The organism is Fibrella forsythiae, assembly GCF_017353175.1.
In the GTDB taxonomy this organism is placed as follows: Bacteria; Bacteroidota; Bacteroidia; order Cytophagales; family Spirosomataceae; genus Fibrella; species Fibrella forsythiae.
Window position 1 is genome coordinate 248,908 of record NZ_JAFMYW010000004.1, and the last position, 17,688, is coordinate 266,595.

General features: G+C 49.4%; 13 protein-coding genes. 11 read left to right on the plus strand and 2 right to left on the minus strand.

What is annotated here, in order from left to right; translation table 11 throughout:
• The first annotated feature begins 89 nt into the window (after positions 1-89).
• From porV to J2I46_RS15160, 6 genes are all read left to right on the plus strand, one after another.
• Positions 90-1,325: a type IX secretion system outer membrane channel protein PorV gene (gene porV, locus J2I46_RS15135; RefSeq protein ID WP_207329883.1), complete on the plus strand. Its 1,236-nt coding sequence runs from the start codon at positions 90-92 to the stop codon at positions 1,323-1,325.
• 69 nt (positions 1,326-1,394) lie between these two features.
• Complete coding sequence (locus tag J2I46_RS15140) at positions 1,395-2,678, plus strand: M16 family metallopeptidase (RefSeq protein ID WP_207330140.1); 1,284 nt, start codon at positions 1,395-1,397, stop codon at positions 2,676-2,678.
• Positions 2,679-2,809: 131 nt separating this feature from the next.
• Positions 2,810-3,457, plus strand: coding sequence for a glycerol-3-phosphate 1-O-acyltransferase PlsY (gene plsY / locus J2I46_RS15145; protein ID WP_207329884.1), 648 nt, complete (start codon positions 2,810-2,812; stop codon positions 3,455-3,457).
• 102 nt (positions 3,458-3,559) lie between these two features.
• The gene (locus J2I46_RS15150) at positions 3,560-4,924 is read left to right on the plus strand and encodes a dipeptidase (RefSeq protein ID WP_374758091.1); all 1,365 of its coding nucleotides are present in this window, start codon (positions 3,560-3,562) and stop codon (positions 4,922-4,924) included.
• Between the two features lie 195 nt (positions 4,925-5,119).
• Entirely contained in the window at positions 5,120-8,308 is a 3,189-nt protein-coding gene (locus tag J2I46_RS15155; RefSeq protein WP_229379775.1) for a ligand-binding sensor domain-containing protein, read from the plus strand.
• Positions 8,309-8,567: 259 nt separating this feature from the next.
• Positions 8,568-9,236, plus strand: a complete 669-nt coding sequence (locus J2I46_RS15160) for a TetR/AcrR family transcriptional regulator (RefSeq protein WP_207329885.1) — start codon at positions 8,568-8,570, stop codon at positions 9,234-9,236.
• Between the two features lie 51 nt (positions 9,237-9,287).
• Here the strand turns inward: J2I46_RS15160 and J2I46_RS15165 are convergent, their stop codons facing one another.
• Positions 9,288-11,333, minus strand: a complete 2,046-nt coding sequence (locus J2I46_RS15165) for a kojibiose hydrolase (RefSeq protein ID WP_207329886.1) — start codon at positions 11,331-11,333, stop codon at positions 9,288-9,290.
• A gap of 414 nt (positions 11,334-11,747) precedes the next feature.
• Between J2I46_RS15165 and J2I46_RS15170 the strand changes: the two genes are divergently transcribed.
• The 3 genes from J2I46_RS15170 (at position 11,748) to J2I46_RS15180 (ending at position 14,253) form a co-directional block, all read left to right on the plus strand.
• A complete protein-coding gene (locus J2I46_RS15170; protein ID WP_207329887.1) occupies positions 11,748-12,089 on the plus strand; it encodes a YtxH domain-containing protein in 342 nt (113 codons plus the stop codon).
• Between the two features lie 161 nt (positions 12,090-12,250).
• Positions 12,251-13,279, plus strand: a complete 1,029-nt coding sequence (locus J2I46_RS15175; protein ID WP_207329888.1) for a hypothetical protein — start codon at positions 12,251-12,253, stop codon at positions 13,277-13,279.
• Positions 13,280-13,611: 332 nt separating this feature from the next.
• Positions 13,612-14,253 carry a hypothetical protein gene (locus tag J2I46_RS15180; protein WP_207329889.1) on the plus strand — a complete coding sequence of 214 codons (642 nt, stop codon included), beginning with the start codon at positions 13,612-13,614 and terminating at the stop codon, positions 14,251-14,253.
• A gap of 124 nt (positions 14,254-14,377) precedes the next feature.
• Here J2I46_RS15180 and J2I46_RS15185 read toward each other — a convergent pair whose 3' ends face one another.
• Positions 14,378-15,106 carry a hypothetical protein gene (locus tag J2I46_RS15185; RefSeq protein ID WP_229379776.1) on the minus strand — a complete coding sequence of 243 codons (729 nt, stop codon included), beginning with the start codon at positions 15,104-15,106 and terminating at the stop codon, positions 14,378-14,380.
• A gap of 224 nt (positions 15,107-15,330) precedes the next feature.
• On the opposite strand from J2I46_RS15185, the gene J2I46_RS15190 reads away from it, so the two are divergent.
• Both J2I46_RS15190 and J2I46_RS15195 read left to right on the plus strand, forming a co-directional pair.
• Positions 15,331-16,596, plus strand: coding sequence for a TolC family protein (locus J2I46_RS15190; RefSeq protein ID WP_207329890.1), 1,266 nt, complete (start codon positions 15,331-15,333; stop codon positions 16,594-16,596).
• Between the two features lie 9 nt (positions 16,597-16,605).
• Entirely contained in the window at positions 16,606-17,685 is a 1,080-nt protein-coding gene (locus tag J2I46_RS15195) for an efflux RND transporter periplasmic adaptor subunit (RefSeq protein ID WP_207329891.1), read from the plus strand.
• The last annotated feature ends 3 nt before the right edge of the window (positions 17,686-17,688 follow it).

The following is a 17,688-nucleotide window of genomic DNA, read 5'->3' on the forward strand; positions in this document are numbered from 1 at the left end:
TTTCTACACGCAGAAACCTCGTAATTTTGACGGTCATGCAGTACAGCAGCCCGTTGGCCACCAGACTGACAGACCATTAAAACGGATTTATGAATCGTATGTACTTTAGCTTGCTACTTAGCGCAGGCTTCCTCGTAACAAGCTTAGCGGCTGTAGCCCAAACAACACCGTCGGCGTTCACCAATCTGGCTGGTCAGGTGCAACGGGTGCCCAATTCTGCCGTGCCTTTTCTGAACTTCACCCCCGACGCCCGCTCCGGCGCTCTGGGTGACGCAGGCGTAGCGCTTGATAACCCAGACGCTAACGCCATTTTCTGGAATCCATCCAAGCTGGTATATGCCAAAGAAAATTCGGGCGCGTCTGTATCATACACCCCCTGGCTACGCGATCTGATCGGCGATATGTACTATGGCTATTTCTCAGGCTATAAAAAGCTCAATAAGAATCAGGTAATTGGCCTATCGCTGCTTTATTTCGATCTGGGCACTATTGATTTTACGACAAATCAGGGCGTTTCGGCGGGTTCGTTCAACTCACGGGAATATGCGCTCACAGCCAGCTTCTCGCAGAAACTGGCTCGTAATTTTTCGATGGGTGTCAATGTCAAATATCTGAACTCTAATCTTGGCGGGGGCGCTCCTTTCGGAAGCGGACAAACGCCAATCCAGGCGGGCTCTACGGCGGCATTTGACCTGAGCGCTTACTACAACAACTCCATTCGTGATGATGTCACGGGTAAAGGAATAAGCTGGGCTTACGGGCTGATGATCTCCAACCTGGGCGGCCGGATCAATTATGGCAGCGCCGAACGGTATTTTATTCCCACCAACTTCCGGTTAGGCGGTATGTTCACCTACCACGCCGATCAGGTGAACAAGTTCAACTTTGTTCTTGACCTGAACAAGTTGATGGTGCCAACGCCACCCGTTTACCAAATCGTTGGCAGCCAGAAGGTGATTGTATCTGGCCAGGATCCCAACAGACCCTATCTGAGTGCCGTGTTTGGCTCATTTGCCGATGCGCCTAATGGCTTCAGCGAAGAATTGAAAGAGATTACCGGTTCATTCGGTGCTGAATACTGGTACAACGATCAGTTTGCCGCTCGCGTCGGTTACTTCGGCGAGTCGGTTGAGAAAGGTGGTCGGCAATATGCCACAGCTGGCATTGGCGCTCGGTTGTCATCACTGGGCGTTGATTTTTCCTACCTGCTTCCTGTTCGTTCGGGTAGCCCGCTGGCCAACACCTTCCGGGTAACGCTGTTGTTTAACTTCAATAAGAGCCAACGCGTTGCCGAAGACACAGAAACTGCCAGCAGCGAGAATTAATTTCGATACTACCCAGTTCTTATGCCGGCAATCCATCACGGTGGGTTGCCGGTTTTTCATTTCCAGATGATATTACTTGACCGAACTATTGCCCCGGATTATCAGCCTGTTCAGGACATCCGGCTCGCCAGCGTTGACACCCAACAATTAAGCAACGGCGCTCCACTCTACATCGTTGCCTTTGATCAGCAGCCAGTTATCCGTGTTGAAGTCAATATTGATGCCGGTGCCTGGTATGAGACCCAGCCCGCTACTGCTTTCTTCGCCTGGAAGATGCTGGCCGAGGGAACTACCTCGCGGTCATCGGCTCAAATCAGCGATGCGTTTGATCGCTACGGTGCTTTTCTGGAACTGAACAGTGGCTTTGATCGGGGTAGTCTGGTTGTGTACTGCCAGCCCAAGCATCTGGCCAGCGTACTGCCGCTTATGGCCGAACTATTGACCGAGGCAACGTACCCCGAGAAAGAGTTCGAAGACTTGCGCACCATTACGCTGCAAAACCTGAAAGTCAGCTACGAAAAAACGAGTCACCTGGCCAGCGTACGTTTCCGGCAGAAGCTATATGGATCGGCTCATCCTTATGGCCGTAGCCAACACCCAGACACGGTAGGTACGTTGCCGCGTACTGAAGCCATTGCTTTCTACAACCAGTTCATTCGCCAGCAACCGTTTCGGGTACTGCTGGCCGGGCAGGTAACGCTAACAGAGACAGCTCTGGTCAATGAGATTCTGGGACAGTTGCCAATTCGGGCCAACGTACCTGATACAGTGCTGAAAGCGCCTGCCATCGTAACAGACACTACGCCAGAGCTTATCGAAAAAGCAGGCAGTCTGCAATCCACAATTCGCCTGGGTCGGGTACTGTTTAAACGTGACCATCCCGATTTTTATAAAATGCTGGTTACGAACGAGATACTGGGTGGCTATTTTGGCTCCCGACTGATGAAGAACATTCGGGAAGACAAAGGCTTTACGTACGGTATTTCCTCAAACGTTGGCGCCTTCCGGGAGGCCGGTCAATTTCTGATCGGGACAGACGTAAAGCGCGAATTCACCCAACAGACCATCGATGAGATTTGGAAGGAGATAAATAAGCTGCAAACGGAACCTGTACCAGCCGATGAGCTAATGACCGTCCAGAACTACATGGCTGGCGAATTTGTCGGATCGCTAAACACGCCGTTTGAGATTGCCGACCGGTATAAGCTTATTCTGCTCGATGGGCTGCCTGTCGATTTCCTGAGCAGCTACATCAGCCGGATCAGAGCGGTTACCGTTGATGACGTGCAACAGATAGCGCAGACGTACCTGACGCAAGAATCGCTGGTGGAAGTAATAGCAGGCAATAAATAGCTGTTGGCTGGCCCAGTAGGTAACTAAAGAACCCATTCGACAGCGTTGGAAAGCGTTCGTTAGTTTTTTCCTAAATTTGATGTCAGATCAATCGAAATCGGTCTGATATAGCCCTACACAAGATCGCGCTAATGACCTTATCTATTGCCCCAGCAGCCCTGCTGGCCTATTTACTAGGATCGATTCCGACAGCCGTTTGGTACGGACGCGCCTTTTTTAAGATAGATATCCGTGAACACGGCAGCGGCAACGCTGGTGCTACCAATACATTCCGGGTTCTGGGGAAACGAGCTGGTACGGTTGTTATGCTGGTCGATGTTCTGAAAGGATTTGCAGCAGCTTCACTAGTCCATATCCTTAGCGCGCTGGGTACATTATCCGTGGATGAAGTATTGGGGTGCCAGCTTCTTTTCGGTTTTCTGGCTGTACTGGGGCACCTGTTTCCTGTTTTTGCTCAGTTTCGGGGTGGCAAGGGCGTGGCTACATTGCTGGGTATGGCGCTGGCCATTAAGCCCGAGGTAGCCGCTATCTGCATCGGCGTATGGCTGCTGGTCGTTATTGCGTCTCAGTACGTTTCGCTGGGGTCAATTCTGGCGGCACTGGCTTTTCCGGTACTGTTGCTGCTTCGCATTTCGGGTCAGCCAGAGAATCCACTACTGATTGCTTTCGGGTTTGTCATCTTTCTGGTTGTGGTGATCACCCACAAAAAAAACATCGGTCGTCTACTTCAGGGAAATGAAAGTCGAACGGTATTAATCAAGCTGAAGAAGAAAGCGTAACTCTGCTCAGTTGATTGCAGCAGTATAAAGACAATTTGTTAAAATCAGGGCTGCATACATCCGTATTCGCAATAGTATCCCATCACACAAACTCGCAATTTTATGCTGGCAACGTACCTGGCCGATAACAAGCAACGGTTCCTCGATGAACTGTTCGATCTGATCCGGATTCCATCGGTATCCGCCGATTCTAAATTTAAAGACGATGTTCGGCGTGCAGCCGAATTCGTTCGTGATCGCCTTGGCGACGCTGGTCTAGACGGGGCCGAGGTGATCGAAACACCGGGCCACCCGATCGTTTACGCCCAGAAGATCGTTGATCCGGCCAAGCCAACCGTGCTCGTTTACGGGCATTACGACGTTCAGCCGGCCGATCCCTACGAACTCTGGGACACACCGCCCTTCGAGCCAACGATCCGCAACGAACGGATTTATGCGCGGGGTGCCTGCGACGACAAAGGGCAGTTTTACATGCACATAAAGGCGCTGGAAGCCATGCTGGCAACCGGCAACTTACCCTGTAATGTGAAAGTGATGATTGAAGGCGAGGAAGAAGTGGGTTCAGACCATCTGGGCGACTTTGTGGCCGCCAACCGCGAAAAGCTTGCGGCTGATGTGATACTGATCTCCGACACGAGTATCATCAGCAACGATGTACCTTCGGTAGAGTCGGGCCTGCGGGGTTTATCCTACGTGGAAGTAGAAGTTGTTGGCCCTAATCGTGATCTGCACTCCGGCGTATATGGTGGAGGGGTAGATAACCCGGTCAATGTGCTGTGCCAGATGATCGCCTCACTGAAAGACGCCGACGGACGCATCACCATTCCCGGTTTCTACGACACCGTCGTTGACCTTACTGATGATGAACGTGCCGAACTGGCCAAAGCACCTTTTGATCTTGATGAATATAAACGTGATCTGGGTATTGGCGATGTGTTTGGCGAAGCTGGTTACTCAACCAATGAACGTACTTCAATCCGGCCAACCCTGGATGTAAATGGCATTTGGGGCGGCTATATTGGCGAAGGAGCCAAGACCGTCTTGCCCTCAAAGGCATCGGCTAAGATCAGCATGCGCTTGGTACCTAATCAAACACCCGATGAGATAACTACTCTATTCACCAAGCACTTTGAGTCAATTGCTCCTGCTTCGGTAACGGTGAAAGTAAAGCCTCATCATGGTGGTTTTCCGTATGTAACACCCACCGATTCGATCGAGTTTGAAGCCGCCAGCCGCGCATTTGAAGAGGCATGGGGTAAAAAACCGATTCCTACCCGTGGTGGCGGCAGTATTCCAATCGTGGCTTTGTTTGAGAGAGAACTGGGCATCAAGAGCATCCTGATGGGCTTTGGCCTTGATGCCGATGCGCTACACTCACCTAATGAAAGCTACGGTTTGTTCAATTTCTATAAGGGCATTGAAACCATCCCCTTCTTCTATAAGCACTATACTGCGTTGAAAGGATAACCGTTTTTCTTAACGTACCTGCATCGAAAGCCTCCTTACAGGGAGGCTTTTTTGTTACTCATATTCATCAATTTATAAGTAGTTTTACACGAGTACCGAAAATAGACTATACTGCTCTGCTTAGTGTAGTTATTTTTTTGTATAATTCGACTCATTAACAGCGGGTTACTAGCCTAAGCGATGGGACAAACAACTATGCGTACAGCACGGTGGTGGACGATGGTCCTCTATAGCCTGACAACGCTGGTTGGTCCTGCTTTTGCTGATCCATTATTACCTCCCGTTCGGTTTCGAATTGACCATATTGGCGTAGACGATGGCCTGACTCAGGGGTCTGTGTACTTCATCCTTAAAGATTCACGCGGTTTCATGTGGTTCGGCACTCAGGATGGCCTGAACTGTTATGATGGCCACCGGTTTCTGACCTATCGCCCCGATGACCACCGGCCCGGCAGCATTCGGGGCGTGAATATATTCGGTATTGTTGAAGACAGGCAGGGCGCCATCTGGATTGGTACGGAACGAGGCCTGAACCGATATGACCGCTGGACAAACCAGTTCACCTGCTTTTACACATCAGCCGTTAAACCGGGCGTGCGTCCTATTCCCTCCCGCACGCTACCTTTTTTTGCTGACGATACTGAGTTGCTTTACCTGAGCGATGCAGAAGGGCTGGTTTCAGTTAACTACCGCCTACGCCGGAAACGAATTATTCACCCCAGTTTAAAACCAAAGCATGAATACGATCTACAAAGCTCAACCACCCGAACGTCAGCGGGCGATGTGTGGCTTCATGCGTCGGTAGGGTTACTGCGCTACAACCTGGCCGAAAAAAAGCTACATCGCTATTTTAGTAATCATACGGCCAATGAATTCGGGCGGGCAGAGACTGTTTTTTCATTTCATGTAGATACCGATAACATAGCCTGGATTGGTACGGCCAACGGCCTTATTCGTTTTGATTACAAAGCCGGTATATCACGCGTTTACAATACAGTCGGATCCAGTAAACTAGGGCCTATCTACAGCCTCGCTGAAGATCAGCAAGGGCATTTGTGGTTGGGTACACAGGAGCAGGGTATTTTATATTTCGATAAACGCGCCCGCCTGTTCGGAACAATCGAAAGCCCGCCCAACAGTTCACTTCTGATTAGCCAGTTTGAAATCAACAAAATAATAGTCGATAACCAGGGAATCGTCTGGGCCAACATTGACCCCAACGGGTTGGTAAAGCTGGTGCCCGAAGTATTTTCGTTTGATGGAGTAAGTAAGAATTACAAATCCGGGCATCCGCCTTCGAATAAACAATTAACCAACTTCACTATTCGTGGCTTTGCGGAGCATGCCGTTACTCCCGCAGATAAAGCGCTTACCAAACCACCGTTGTGGGTTGGTACAGAAACAGGCATCAACGTACTGGATCAGTCATCGTGGCGGGTGTTACGGCATTATTTAACAGCAACCCCCCATAGCGACGTACCCAGGCATAACCCAATCAAACGCTTGTACGTTGACCCGTATAAACGGATGTGGGTTGGTACAACTGGCGGCGCTTACCTGTTTCATCCGCGCGATGAATCGTTTGAGCTGCTGACGTTTCCACCCACACATGCTTATCAGGCCGACGTAACTGAAAACTTTGCCCGCGATTTAGTGGCGGTTAGCGCCGACACTATGCTTGCTGCTACGGAAGAAGGCATTTTTCAACTGAGCTTAGCTACCCGGCAATGGCGTAAACGAGCCGAACTAGCCACGAAAAACTTATTTTCGTTTCATTGGGAGCCACATACCCGACGCTTATGGGTAGGAACGTACCTGAACGGTTTCCATTATTATCAGCTTCCTGCCGATGGCTCCCCGGCACCATGGCGCCAGCTCATGACGGGCCTGTCAGGGTACACTGTTCTTCATATCCACGACGACCCTGCCCGACATATCGTCTGGCTCTCTACCGACCGGGGCCTGGCGGCACTGGATAGGCAAACGAACAGAATACGATTTTTCACCGAACGTGACGGATTGGCCAATTCATTCATCTATGGTGTGCTGCCCGATGCCCGGAACAACCTCTGGATGAGCACCAACCGAGGTATATCCAGACTCGACGCGGCCACCACACAAATTAAAAATTTTGGCTTGTCGGATGGCCTTCAAGGATTAGAGTTCAACGGAAATGCACTGTTCCGCACTCAAAGTGGAAACCTGCTATTTGGTGGCGTTAATGGGTTTAATAGTTGCCAGCCTGAGCTGTACCGTACCAGCCGCACAAACCCGGCTGTGCACCTGTATAATCTGCGTATAAACGATGAACCCTATGGTACGGATGCAAGCCTGAATGAGTCGAGCCTAAAGCTTGATTACGCGCAGAATACGTTTTCACTTGAGTTTGCGGCAATGGATTACCTCAGCAACAGCCATAACCGCTATTCATACAGATTGAGTAACTACGATGCTGATTGGGTACAGGCCGGCGAGAAAAATTACGTTCGATACGCCAATGTACCGCCAGGCGATTATGTATTGGAGGTTCGAACGGCCAACAAAGATGGGCAGTGGAGTTACCGGGTTCATCGGCTGGCCATCCAGATCGATCCTCCTTTCTGGCGCACCGTGCCCTTCATACTACTCCTCATGTTATCGGTGGGCGGGGCTGTTCTTATCTGGGTACGCAGACGCGAGAATCTATTACGCGACCGTCAGGCAGAACAGTTGCGGCTGGCTTTCGATGTACAGGAACAGGTAAAACGCGATATTGCCCGCGACTTACACGACGAAATCGGTACCCGGCTGGCGACGTTAAAGTTGTATACCTCGCAGATTGCCCGGTATGTTGGCGATGAGGAAGCGCCCCGCACCTTACGTAATGCCATAAACGGCTTAATAAACGACACCATCAGTGATGTGCGTGATCTGCTCCGCGAGCTAAATCCACGTACCCTTGAACAATACGGCTTTGGCCCTGCTCTCGAAGAATTGCTGGATCGAATAAACGCAACAGGCGCGATTATGGCCCACGTCAGCCTGGACGAAAATTTAACCCGCCTCCCCACCGATACCGAAATTATGCTTTATCGGATCGTGCAGGAATTAATCAATAACACTCTGAAACATGCGAACGCCAGCCAAATAGACATTACCTGCAAATACCGCGACGACCGGATCTACCTGACCTATGCCGATAATGGGCAAGGCTTCAACTACGAACGAGTTCGGCAGGGGTTAGGGATAGGCAACATTGAGTCGCGCGTGGCTATGCTTCAGGGCGTAATTCAATGGCAGACCGAACATGAAAAAGGCACATCGGTCATGATTTTGCTCCCGCTCCCCTATGCCGACCGAAAACTTCGCCCGTCACAGACGTCAATAAAAATTCCGTCCACCTAATTTTTATATATCCAAATAAGTTAACATATATAAGACTACAAATTCTTCCTGAATTATACTTAGAAATAATTTTCATAGCTCTTTTAGACACGCCTTTTTTTAGAGGGTTCAATTGGGGAAAGAAAATGGCTTTCGGGCATCTAAAAAGACTATATCGGCTCGTATTTTCCTCGCAACTGGTGTTTGATGACATGTAGTAGTGACCTCAGCGAAAAAGGTACGTCTGAGTTACAAAATATTAGCTATTGAGCCTTTTATTATGGAAAAAGTTAGGAGGAACCGTGTCAAAACAACACAGCGAATTATTGACGCTTTCGAAGAGGTATTGGCGGAACGCGGCCTGCAGGCCGTCGGTGTAAACCGTGTTGCTGAAAGAGCAGGGGTTAGTAAAGTGCTTATTTACCGCTATTTCGGTGGACTGGAAGGCTTGATTTCGCACTACATACGAATGGGGCGGTTGTACCCCAACTTCACAGAACCTGTATTGGAACAATTACGCCCCAACAACGAGGAAGAGTTGAGCCGGTTATGGTATCGGCAACTAACTCAGTTATTCCGGCAGTTTCGCAACAACAAAGCGAGCCGTGAGCTTCTGAAAGCCAATACGATCGAGAATGACCCTATTGCCGACATTGCCAGCCAGATCCAGGATGAAGAAATTACCCGGTTGGTTAATCAGTTTTCATTTGTCGACAATGTTGACAATGAAGCCATATCTGCTGTTACAGTTGGCGCCATGTCTTATCTGACCTTAATGGCCGACAATAACAGAACAATGGCTGGTATTGATCTGAGAAGCGAAGAAGGCTGGAAGCGAATTGAACTGGCTGTTAAGCTAATTTACACGGCCCTCAGCGAAAAAGCAGTTCAATCAGATGCTGTAAGCTTCATAAAAGCGCCAAGTACAATGGATATCCAGTGGAAATAATTTGTATCCGGCAGTTGCCCTTATCCGGTTCGAGCAACTGCCGGATACAAATCATTTTACCACTATCGTCTTATGGTCTACACCCACGCCTTTTATTGTTAATGACTTCCACTTTTTAGGAAGTCTGCCTTTAATCTGACCAATACCGGCATCGGTAATATCCAGGCCCCCAAAGCCACTGATAACAGCCTGCAACATTCCGCCGGCTCCCGTAGCAAAGTAAGGGTTAGTACCGCCCGCTGTTTCAGATAGCACACCGAAGGGAGGTACTTCGTTTGGCTTGTAGCTCCTTACAAACCATTCATACCCTTTTTCGGCATCGCCCATTCGCGTGTAGAGCGTTGACAAGACAGACCAGCCCATAGCAGGACCATCCGGCGAGTACCTGGGCGCGTAGTACGCTAAATCCTTGCGAATCTTTGCCTCGTCGCTCACAATCTTTAACGGGTAAGCCAGCAGGTTTACGTCAGCCTGCTTAATCATTACGCCGTCGTACGTCCGGTTCTCCTTGGTGACACCATCCGGGAAGGTTAGAATAGGAATGCCGGCCGCAACAGCGTTCCACTGCGCGTTGGGAGCAACACCCAGTTCCTGAGCGGCTTTAGTGGCCATGCCCAGCACTGTTTTTACCATTCCGTTCGTGAATGCGTTATCATCAATGTTTTCCTGCCATTCGTTCGAACCAATCACATTGTTGATATGGTATTGACCATCAGTGCCTTTTTCAACCCGACTCACCCAAAAATCAGCCACCTCTTTTAGCATCGGGTAGCCGCGGGTACGTAGCCATTCTTTGTCTTTTGTTACTTGATAGTAAGTCCAGAAAGACCAGCCTACGCAACCTGTAATGTGGTGCTGAAACGGCCCTGTCAATGCCCAGACCGGTGTAGCTTCCTGCCCATCAGCGTCGGACTCCCAGGGAAACATAACGCCGGTATACCCGTGGCTAAACGCATTTTGACGCGCCATAGCCATCCGTTCGTAGCGATATTCAAGCAACGACTTAGCCAGTTCGGGCTTCAGCATCACCAGCGGTGGATACATCCACAATTCAGTATCCCAGAAAACGTGCCCATTATAGCCAAGTCCCGACAAGCCCATTGGCGACAGGCTGTAGGCAGAGCCTTCCCGCGCAAATGAATACAGGTGATACAGTGCCTGCCGAACAGCCCGTTGTGCGTCGGGATCGCCGTCGATGATAATGTCAGATTGCCAGAGTTTCTCCCATTCGGCATTGTGGCGGGTCAGCAACCGCTGGGTACGTTCCAGCGCTGCGAAAATGGTTAACCGTTCGGCTTCGTTGTGGGGGTCTGCAGTATGAGCAGTCGACGAAACCGACCCTACTACACTGAAGCGGTACGTCTGGCCAGCCTTCAATTGCTTCTTGAATTTGGCCAGATGCATATTGTAATCCCAGTCTTCATGGATCACGTCTGGTTCCTGACCGTGCGGCTCGTCAAAAATGAATGATGTTGATGCCGCTACTGTATGCCGGCCGGTAGGGCTTTTCGCCACTGACGTTAACAGCCGAATTGTTACGTGAGGACGGTCGATCTCGGAATAGAAATTCTTTACTTCCTTCAGGTTTTCAGGCGATTCAAGCACCGACATTGGAATGATTTCACAGTCTTTTTTAGCTGTAATTTCTACCTGAGTCAATGCCGAGAAAGGAAGGTGCCGCAGGGCCAGAACGGTCTGCTTTACGCTGACCTTGTCTTTATAATCAAATGTGGTGGTTAAAGCTGCCTTTTGCATATCAAGTGATTGCCGGTAGTTGGCAATCGTGCGCCGGTCGATCCGCTGCCCGTCAACGTCGAGGTTCATATTGGCGAAGTTGAACACCTTCAGAATATTCGACACACGACCCCGGCCGTAGGTATCAAATGCACCGTTGAGTACTACGTCTTTCACTTTCATCGGCTCGGGCGACGACACAAGCCCAATCATGCCATTGGCAACGGTGATTCCGTAATAGTTGGCGGGATTAATAGTCTGTGCTGCGATCTGCCAATCGGCAGACTGAGCGCTAACGGGTATACTTGTTACGCAGGCCACTACGCTTAACAGGCTAATTTGAGTAAGTAGGCTACCTCTCATGGAAACTGGTTTTGGTCAAAATAGTAGCAATATAACGTTAAATAAAGATATATATCTGTGCATGGCAAAGCAGCCTGCCGAGGCTGAGCAGTTAACTAGGGTGTTACCAGGCTTTTATCATACAGGCCACAGATTACCCCTGAGTAAATTATTCAACCAGCTTAATTATGCCCCCGTAAATCAGAGCCATTACTCAAATACAGTACGGGTTACGGCGTGTGTAATCGACTAACTACCGGAGTAAATACGCCCCAAACTGAGTAAAATAACCACAATACCAGCGAACTAATGCCTGAAATTTACTCGGACAATATACTTATAATCAACTTGTTAGTTTAGCAATAAATGTATTGGCACACTATTTTATCTAGTAAGTCGCTTAATAATCTATTCAACTATAATTAACTCAATACCATGCTTTTCAAAACAAGAAAGCACCCACAAGACTACCTCACGGACAAAACATTTCTGGCAGGTTTATTAACTGGAATAGCAAGTGGTTTGGCCGTTGGCCTTCTGTTGGCCTCACGCTCGGGTAAAGGCCTGCGCGATCAACTTTCAGATTCTTTTGACGAACAGGCGGATAAAGCACAGCATAAATGGGCGAAAACGAAATCTAATGTCGAAGACACCATTGATACCGTTAAAACCAACGTGGGTGTTGCTGCTGAAGAAGTAAAGGACAAGGCCGAACAGCTGGCAGACGATACCGAATCTGGCTTCGATAAGCTGAAGAACATCGCTAAATTTTTCTAAGCAGACCTGGCCTCCCGGCATTTCTGATTTATTCAACAACCATGAAAGGGTCCCCAATTCGCAACGAACTGGGGACTCGCCTTATCACCCAGAGTCTACAGGTATGTGCCTTAGTTGGTCTGCACCTTGTCGATATCTATTCTCATTCAAAACTCAACAATATGGAACGCGAACTTTCTTACTCGACCGATCCGGCATACAACCGTATCAATTTCATAAAACGCATCTCCTGGAGTGCCGTCTTCGCTGGCGTTCTGGTGGCAATTGTCGGCCAGATACTATTGACCCTGCTGGGCCTTGGTATTGGGTTGAGCACCATCGACCCGGCAACGGAAGCCAACTCTACCACTGGTTTAGGCACAGGAAGCGCTATCTGGTACATCATTAGCAGCTTGCTGTCTTTATTTCTTGGCGGATGGATTGCGGGCCGGTTAGCAAGTGCTCCCCGCCTGTTCGACGGCGTCATTCACGGTGTGCTAACCTGGTGTCTGGCTACGTTGCTGACCATCTATTTTCTAACGACAACGATTGGTAGTCTGATTGGTGGGGCGAGCCGGTTGGTTGGCAGCCTGGTTCGGACCGCTGGTTCAGCTGTTGCCGTTGCTGCTCCTGGCATTGGTAACGCTGTAGAAGGCCAACTGAAAGAAAATGGTATTGATCTACAAAACATAGATCTAACTGACTTAAAGCAGGAGGCGAACCGGCTACTACGGCAAACAGGCGATGTGAACCTGAGCCCAAACACACTGGAACGAAAAGCCGATCAGGCAGGTCAGCAGGCGAAAACAGCGGTAAATAAGGCATCAGAAAATCCACAGGCAGCCGATGATATTGCAGGCGGGCTGTTTAGCAGACTGTTCAAGCAAGGTCAGGCAACGGTAAACAGCGTAGACCGTGACGATGCCGTTAACGTGGTTATGAAGCGAACAGGCAAGAGCCGGGCCGAATCTGAACAGATCGTTGATAATTGGATCAGCACCTACAAACAGGCAGCAGCCAAATTTGAACAGACAAAACAGGAAGCCGAAGTAAAAGCAAGGCAGGCAGCTGATACTGCCGCATCGGCGGCATCGAAAGTAGCTATTTTTAGCTTCTTTGGCCTGTTGATAGGCGTCGTGGCATCTGGATTTGGCGCTAAAATGGGCACTGAATCGAAAGATGGTATGAATTCACTCGATCGTATCGTCTGAGCCACTAGTTGATGTATAACCAGTACGTTGCTCTGTTTCAGTAGCGTGCTGGTTATACATCAGTATTTTTTATTTAACACCCTGAAAATACACATGTCTTTGAGGGCTTTCCTTTTCTGCTCGTAGGTATCTCTCATTTGACATGCGGGCACCATTTGCTTAGTACACAAGTAACTAGAAACCAATTTCGATGAAATGGGTGTGACTCAGCGGTTATACTCCATCCTGAACAGGGAAATTGCCTCTAAACCTCGTCAGCACGAATTTTTGTTCGTACTAAACCTCCTGTTTACTGGCCGTTTCGCTACTTATCTAACCCGAAAAATAAATTTATGCGATCATCAATCAAGCTGGCTCTCCTTGTAGCACCATTACTGTTTTCTCAGTGTGGGGTAAACAGGCAAGTGCAGCAAGCAAAAATGCTGGGCAAAAGTAATTACGCCGTTCGTTCTGCCGATAATATAACCGTAGCTGGCTACGACATTCAGGAGTTCAAAGATATTCGGCAACTGGATGAGGTAAATCCGCTTAAATACCCTAGAATTGCGGCCGGACTACTCAGCAAAAACATACCCTTTAGGGCAAATATCAACCTGGAAGTTGTTAACCCGACAAACGACCTTGCCGCTATCAATCAATTCGACTACCGCTTATTGCTTGATGGAAATGAACTGGCTACAGGTGCCGTTCAGCAGCGAATTGAAATTGCGCCGGGCGGGGGAAAAGTACTTGTACCCATTCCTGTGAACACGAATGCATATGATCTCGTGACAAACTCAGCCACCCGGAATGCCTTTGTTGCTTTAGTTCGTAATCTGGCGGGTAGCACTCAGGCAATATCGTCTCGTATCACGCTTAAAATAAGACCAACCTTAGTGATAGGCAATAAACAGATTAAGTATCCTGGTTATATCGACATCGACAAAGAAGTCACCCGGGACTTGCTCCTAACGACTCAGAAACCCAATCCGTAAACAGATTAAAAGGCTGGTCATCACAGTAGTCTCCGACAAGTTGTCGGCACACACTGAAATGACCAGTTTTTTTATCCGTTCCCTTCCGACGGATCGGTTTAAGCCATCACATATCACCCAGTAGCTAGTCAGGCATATAGGTTAGCTGTACGATCAGGGCAGACGTACCGTTCTGGTTGCTCCGCTGCCAGCCAATAGCCAGTGGTACACTTTTCGACAGGAATAACTCCAGGCCGAGGGCTAGTTGCCCAACATCATGCTGTCCCGAAATCCAGTCGCCTATCAGGTGTAGTTTCTGATAAAATATCCCCGCCTCGAAACCAGCCTGAAAACCCACCTGCGGCCCCGCGCCCAGGTATCGCGTGTGCCCCGAATACAACCCGGCCGTTAGTTTATAGTGCTCTTTATAAAATTGCTTGTTCAGGTTGGCATATCCATAACTCACCAGCCGCCGCTGGTTTTTAGTGGGGGTGAGATTATAGCCCACCTGAGCACCAAGGCCAACGTGAAACCCATGCGGCAGTTTAAAAATCTTTTGGCCATTCAGCATAAGCAGCGGCGAGTATGCCCGCTCACTTGTAGAATCGTTGCGAAGAATTTGTTTGCTAACCGGGTAATAATCGAGGTTCAGCAGGTTGGCACCTATTTCCCAATCTTTACCAAGACCATAATCAAATGTTGTTAGGGAACGGTAGTAATCCTGAATGGAGAATTGCTGTTGAACCGTGAGCTTACGGGCTTTGGCTACATCAGATTCAGGTACGTTGAAATATGACTCCTGCGCCAATGCAACCGTGTTTCCTAAAAAAAGCAGGCTGAAAAACAGCCATTTAGTCGTCTTTTTATCCATCATTCGTTGAGTCTACCTCCTAATTAGTACTGGCTTGTTCAACCGCAGGTTCACGTATTAACTACCTTTTAATTACAAGTCTGTTTGAGAAAAATGATATTTGTAATTATATGTGGACTTCCTTGCCCGATGCAGATTATACCTACATATAAGTACGTTTTGAATTAGTTAGAGTCTGCTCTTTCTATGTTTTAGAGAGGTTAAAAGCAGCATTTTATCCGCTAAACATGATTGGTAAGTTAGTCGCCCTCTTCTTGGGCGTAAGTATTACAGTTGCTACAACGGCAGCAACGGCGCAGGATACGTTATCACTCACCTTGTTTCAGGCAGATAGCTTGTTTCTTCAGCATAACCTCCAGGCGCTGGCCGGGCGATTTCAGATAGAAGCTGCACAAGCCCAGATAGTTCAGGCACAACTCTATGAAAACCCGATTGTATCGCTTGAATTCAACGCCTTCAATCCAACCCTTGGGCAGGCATTTGATGTGGGGAGTAATGGCCAAAAAGCCCTGGCCGTTCAACAAACCATTCTTTTAGCAGGCAAACGCAGTAAACGGGTGGCGGTGGCTGCTCAACAGGCCCGCCTTACCGAACTACAATTTACCGACTTGCTGCGTATCCTGCGCTTCGATGTACACAGCCGGTTTTTCTCCGTCTTTTTCACAACCAATACCTTACAGGTATACGCCCAGCGCCGCGTTCGGCTCACCGAAACGATAGCCGCATTTGAACGCCAATATGCCAAGACCAATGTAGCCTTGAAAGAGCTGGTCCGTTTGAAAGCCCTGCTTTTACAACTAACCAACGACCAGTTAGAACTGCAAAATCAGCTTATTGACCAGCAACGCGATTTACGCATCCTGCTACAGACCACACAGTCTATCCGCCCTGTATTGGCCGTGCGCGATACGGCCCGTTACAACCGGCCGCTGCCCACGCTTCAGAATGCCGTGGCGATGGCTTACGATAATCGGCCCGACCTGCAGGCAAGTGTCGTAGCCATTCAGCAGGCCGATGCCAACGTGAACCTACAAAAAGCCCTGGCCCGCCCCGACCTGCGCATAGGGGCACTTTACGACCAGAATGCCAGCTATGTTACCAATTACCTGGGCGTAACGGTTGGTATGGACCTACCCGTTTTCAACCGGAATCAGGGCAACATTCGGTCAGCCATTGCGCAGGGGCAATTCGCGAGGCTTGGGCAACGTACCCAGCAAACGATTGTTGAAAACGAAGTTCGGGCGTCACTGGAACAAATTCAGCAGACCAACACCGCCTTCCAAAGCATCGATCCGAATTTTCCGGCGCAATTCGATGAGTTGAGCCAGAACGTATTGAGGAACTTCGAGAAAGGCAACATCGCCCTAATCGAGTTTGTCGACTTGTTCGAAACGTACCTGGAAAACGTCCGCCAACTCAACCGCCTTCGGGCCGACCGTATTACTGCCTACGAACAACTTACCTACGTAATAGGCACAGACCTCTTCAAGTAACTGTTAGTCATGAAACCATATTTTCTAGTTGTTGCTCTGTCGCTGGCCGCTTGTTCAAAAGAACAGAAAGTAGCCGAAGAAGCGCCCAAAACAGCTTTTACGCTAACCGATACGATGGCTAGTCGGCTTCAGACCGAAGCCGTTGTAGCCGCCCCGATCCGCAGTCAGCTCCGGCTGATCGGTCGCGTAGTTCCTGACGAGAACCGCCTGATTCGGGTCTTTCCGCTGGTTGGTGGAAATGTGCGCGACGTGCGGGCCGAGCTTGGCGATTTCGTAACGAAAGGCCAAACGCTGGCCATTATTCAATCGAGCGAGGTAGCCGGTTATAATAGCGAGTTGGCGCAGGCGCAGGCCGAGCTTCGGCTTGCCCAGAAAAATCTACAGGTAGCGCAGGACCTCTTCACCGATAAGCTGAGTTCAGAGCGTGACGTTATTGCCGCCCGGAAAGAGGTAGAACGCGAACAGGCCGAATTGGCCCGTCTGCGCGAAGTCTTACAGATTTATGGAGCCGATAATCGGTCGCAATCAGTGGTGAAAGCTCCCATTTCAGGGTATGTACTGGAAAAGAACATCAATCGGGGCATGCAGCTCCGGTCTGATGATGCCAATGCCGTATTCACGATCTCGCAGCTGAACGAAATCTGGGTGATGGCCAACGTCAACGAATCAGACATCGGGCAGATTCGTCTGGGCCTTCCCGCTCAGATACGTACGCTCAGTTACCCCGACAAGGTATTCCGGGGCGTTGTCGACAAAATTTATAACGTGCTTGATCCGGCAACCAAAACCATGCAGGTACGTGTGCGGCTGGCCAACGAGCAGATGAAGCTCAAACCCGGCATGAACGCCACCGTACTGCTGGCGTTCGACGAAGGCGGATCAATGCCGACTATTCCCGCCCGCGCGCTCATTTTCGACAAGAACAAGCAATTTGTGATGGTCTACCACGACCGGGCGCACATCGATACACGCGAGGTGCAGGTATACCGCTCGCTGGGCGATATCGCTTATATCCAGAGTGGCTTACAGGCGGGTGATAAGGTCATTACCCAGTCGCAGTTACTGATTTATGACGCGCTAAACGACTAATAA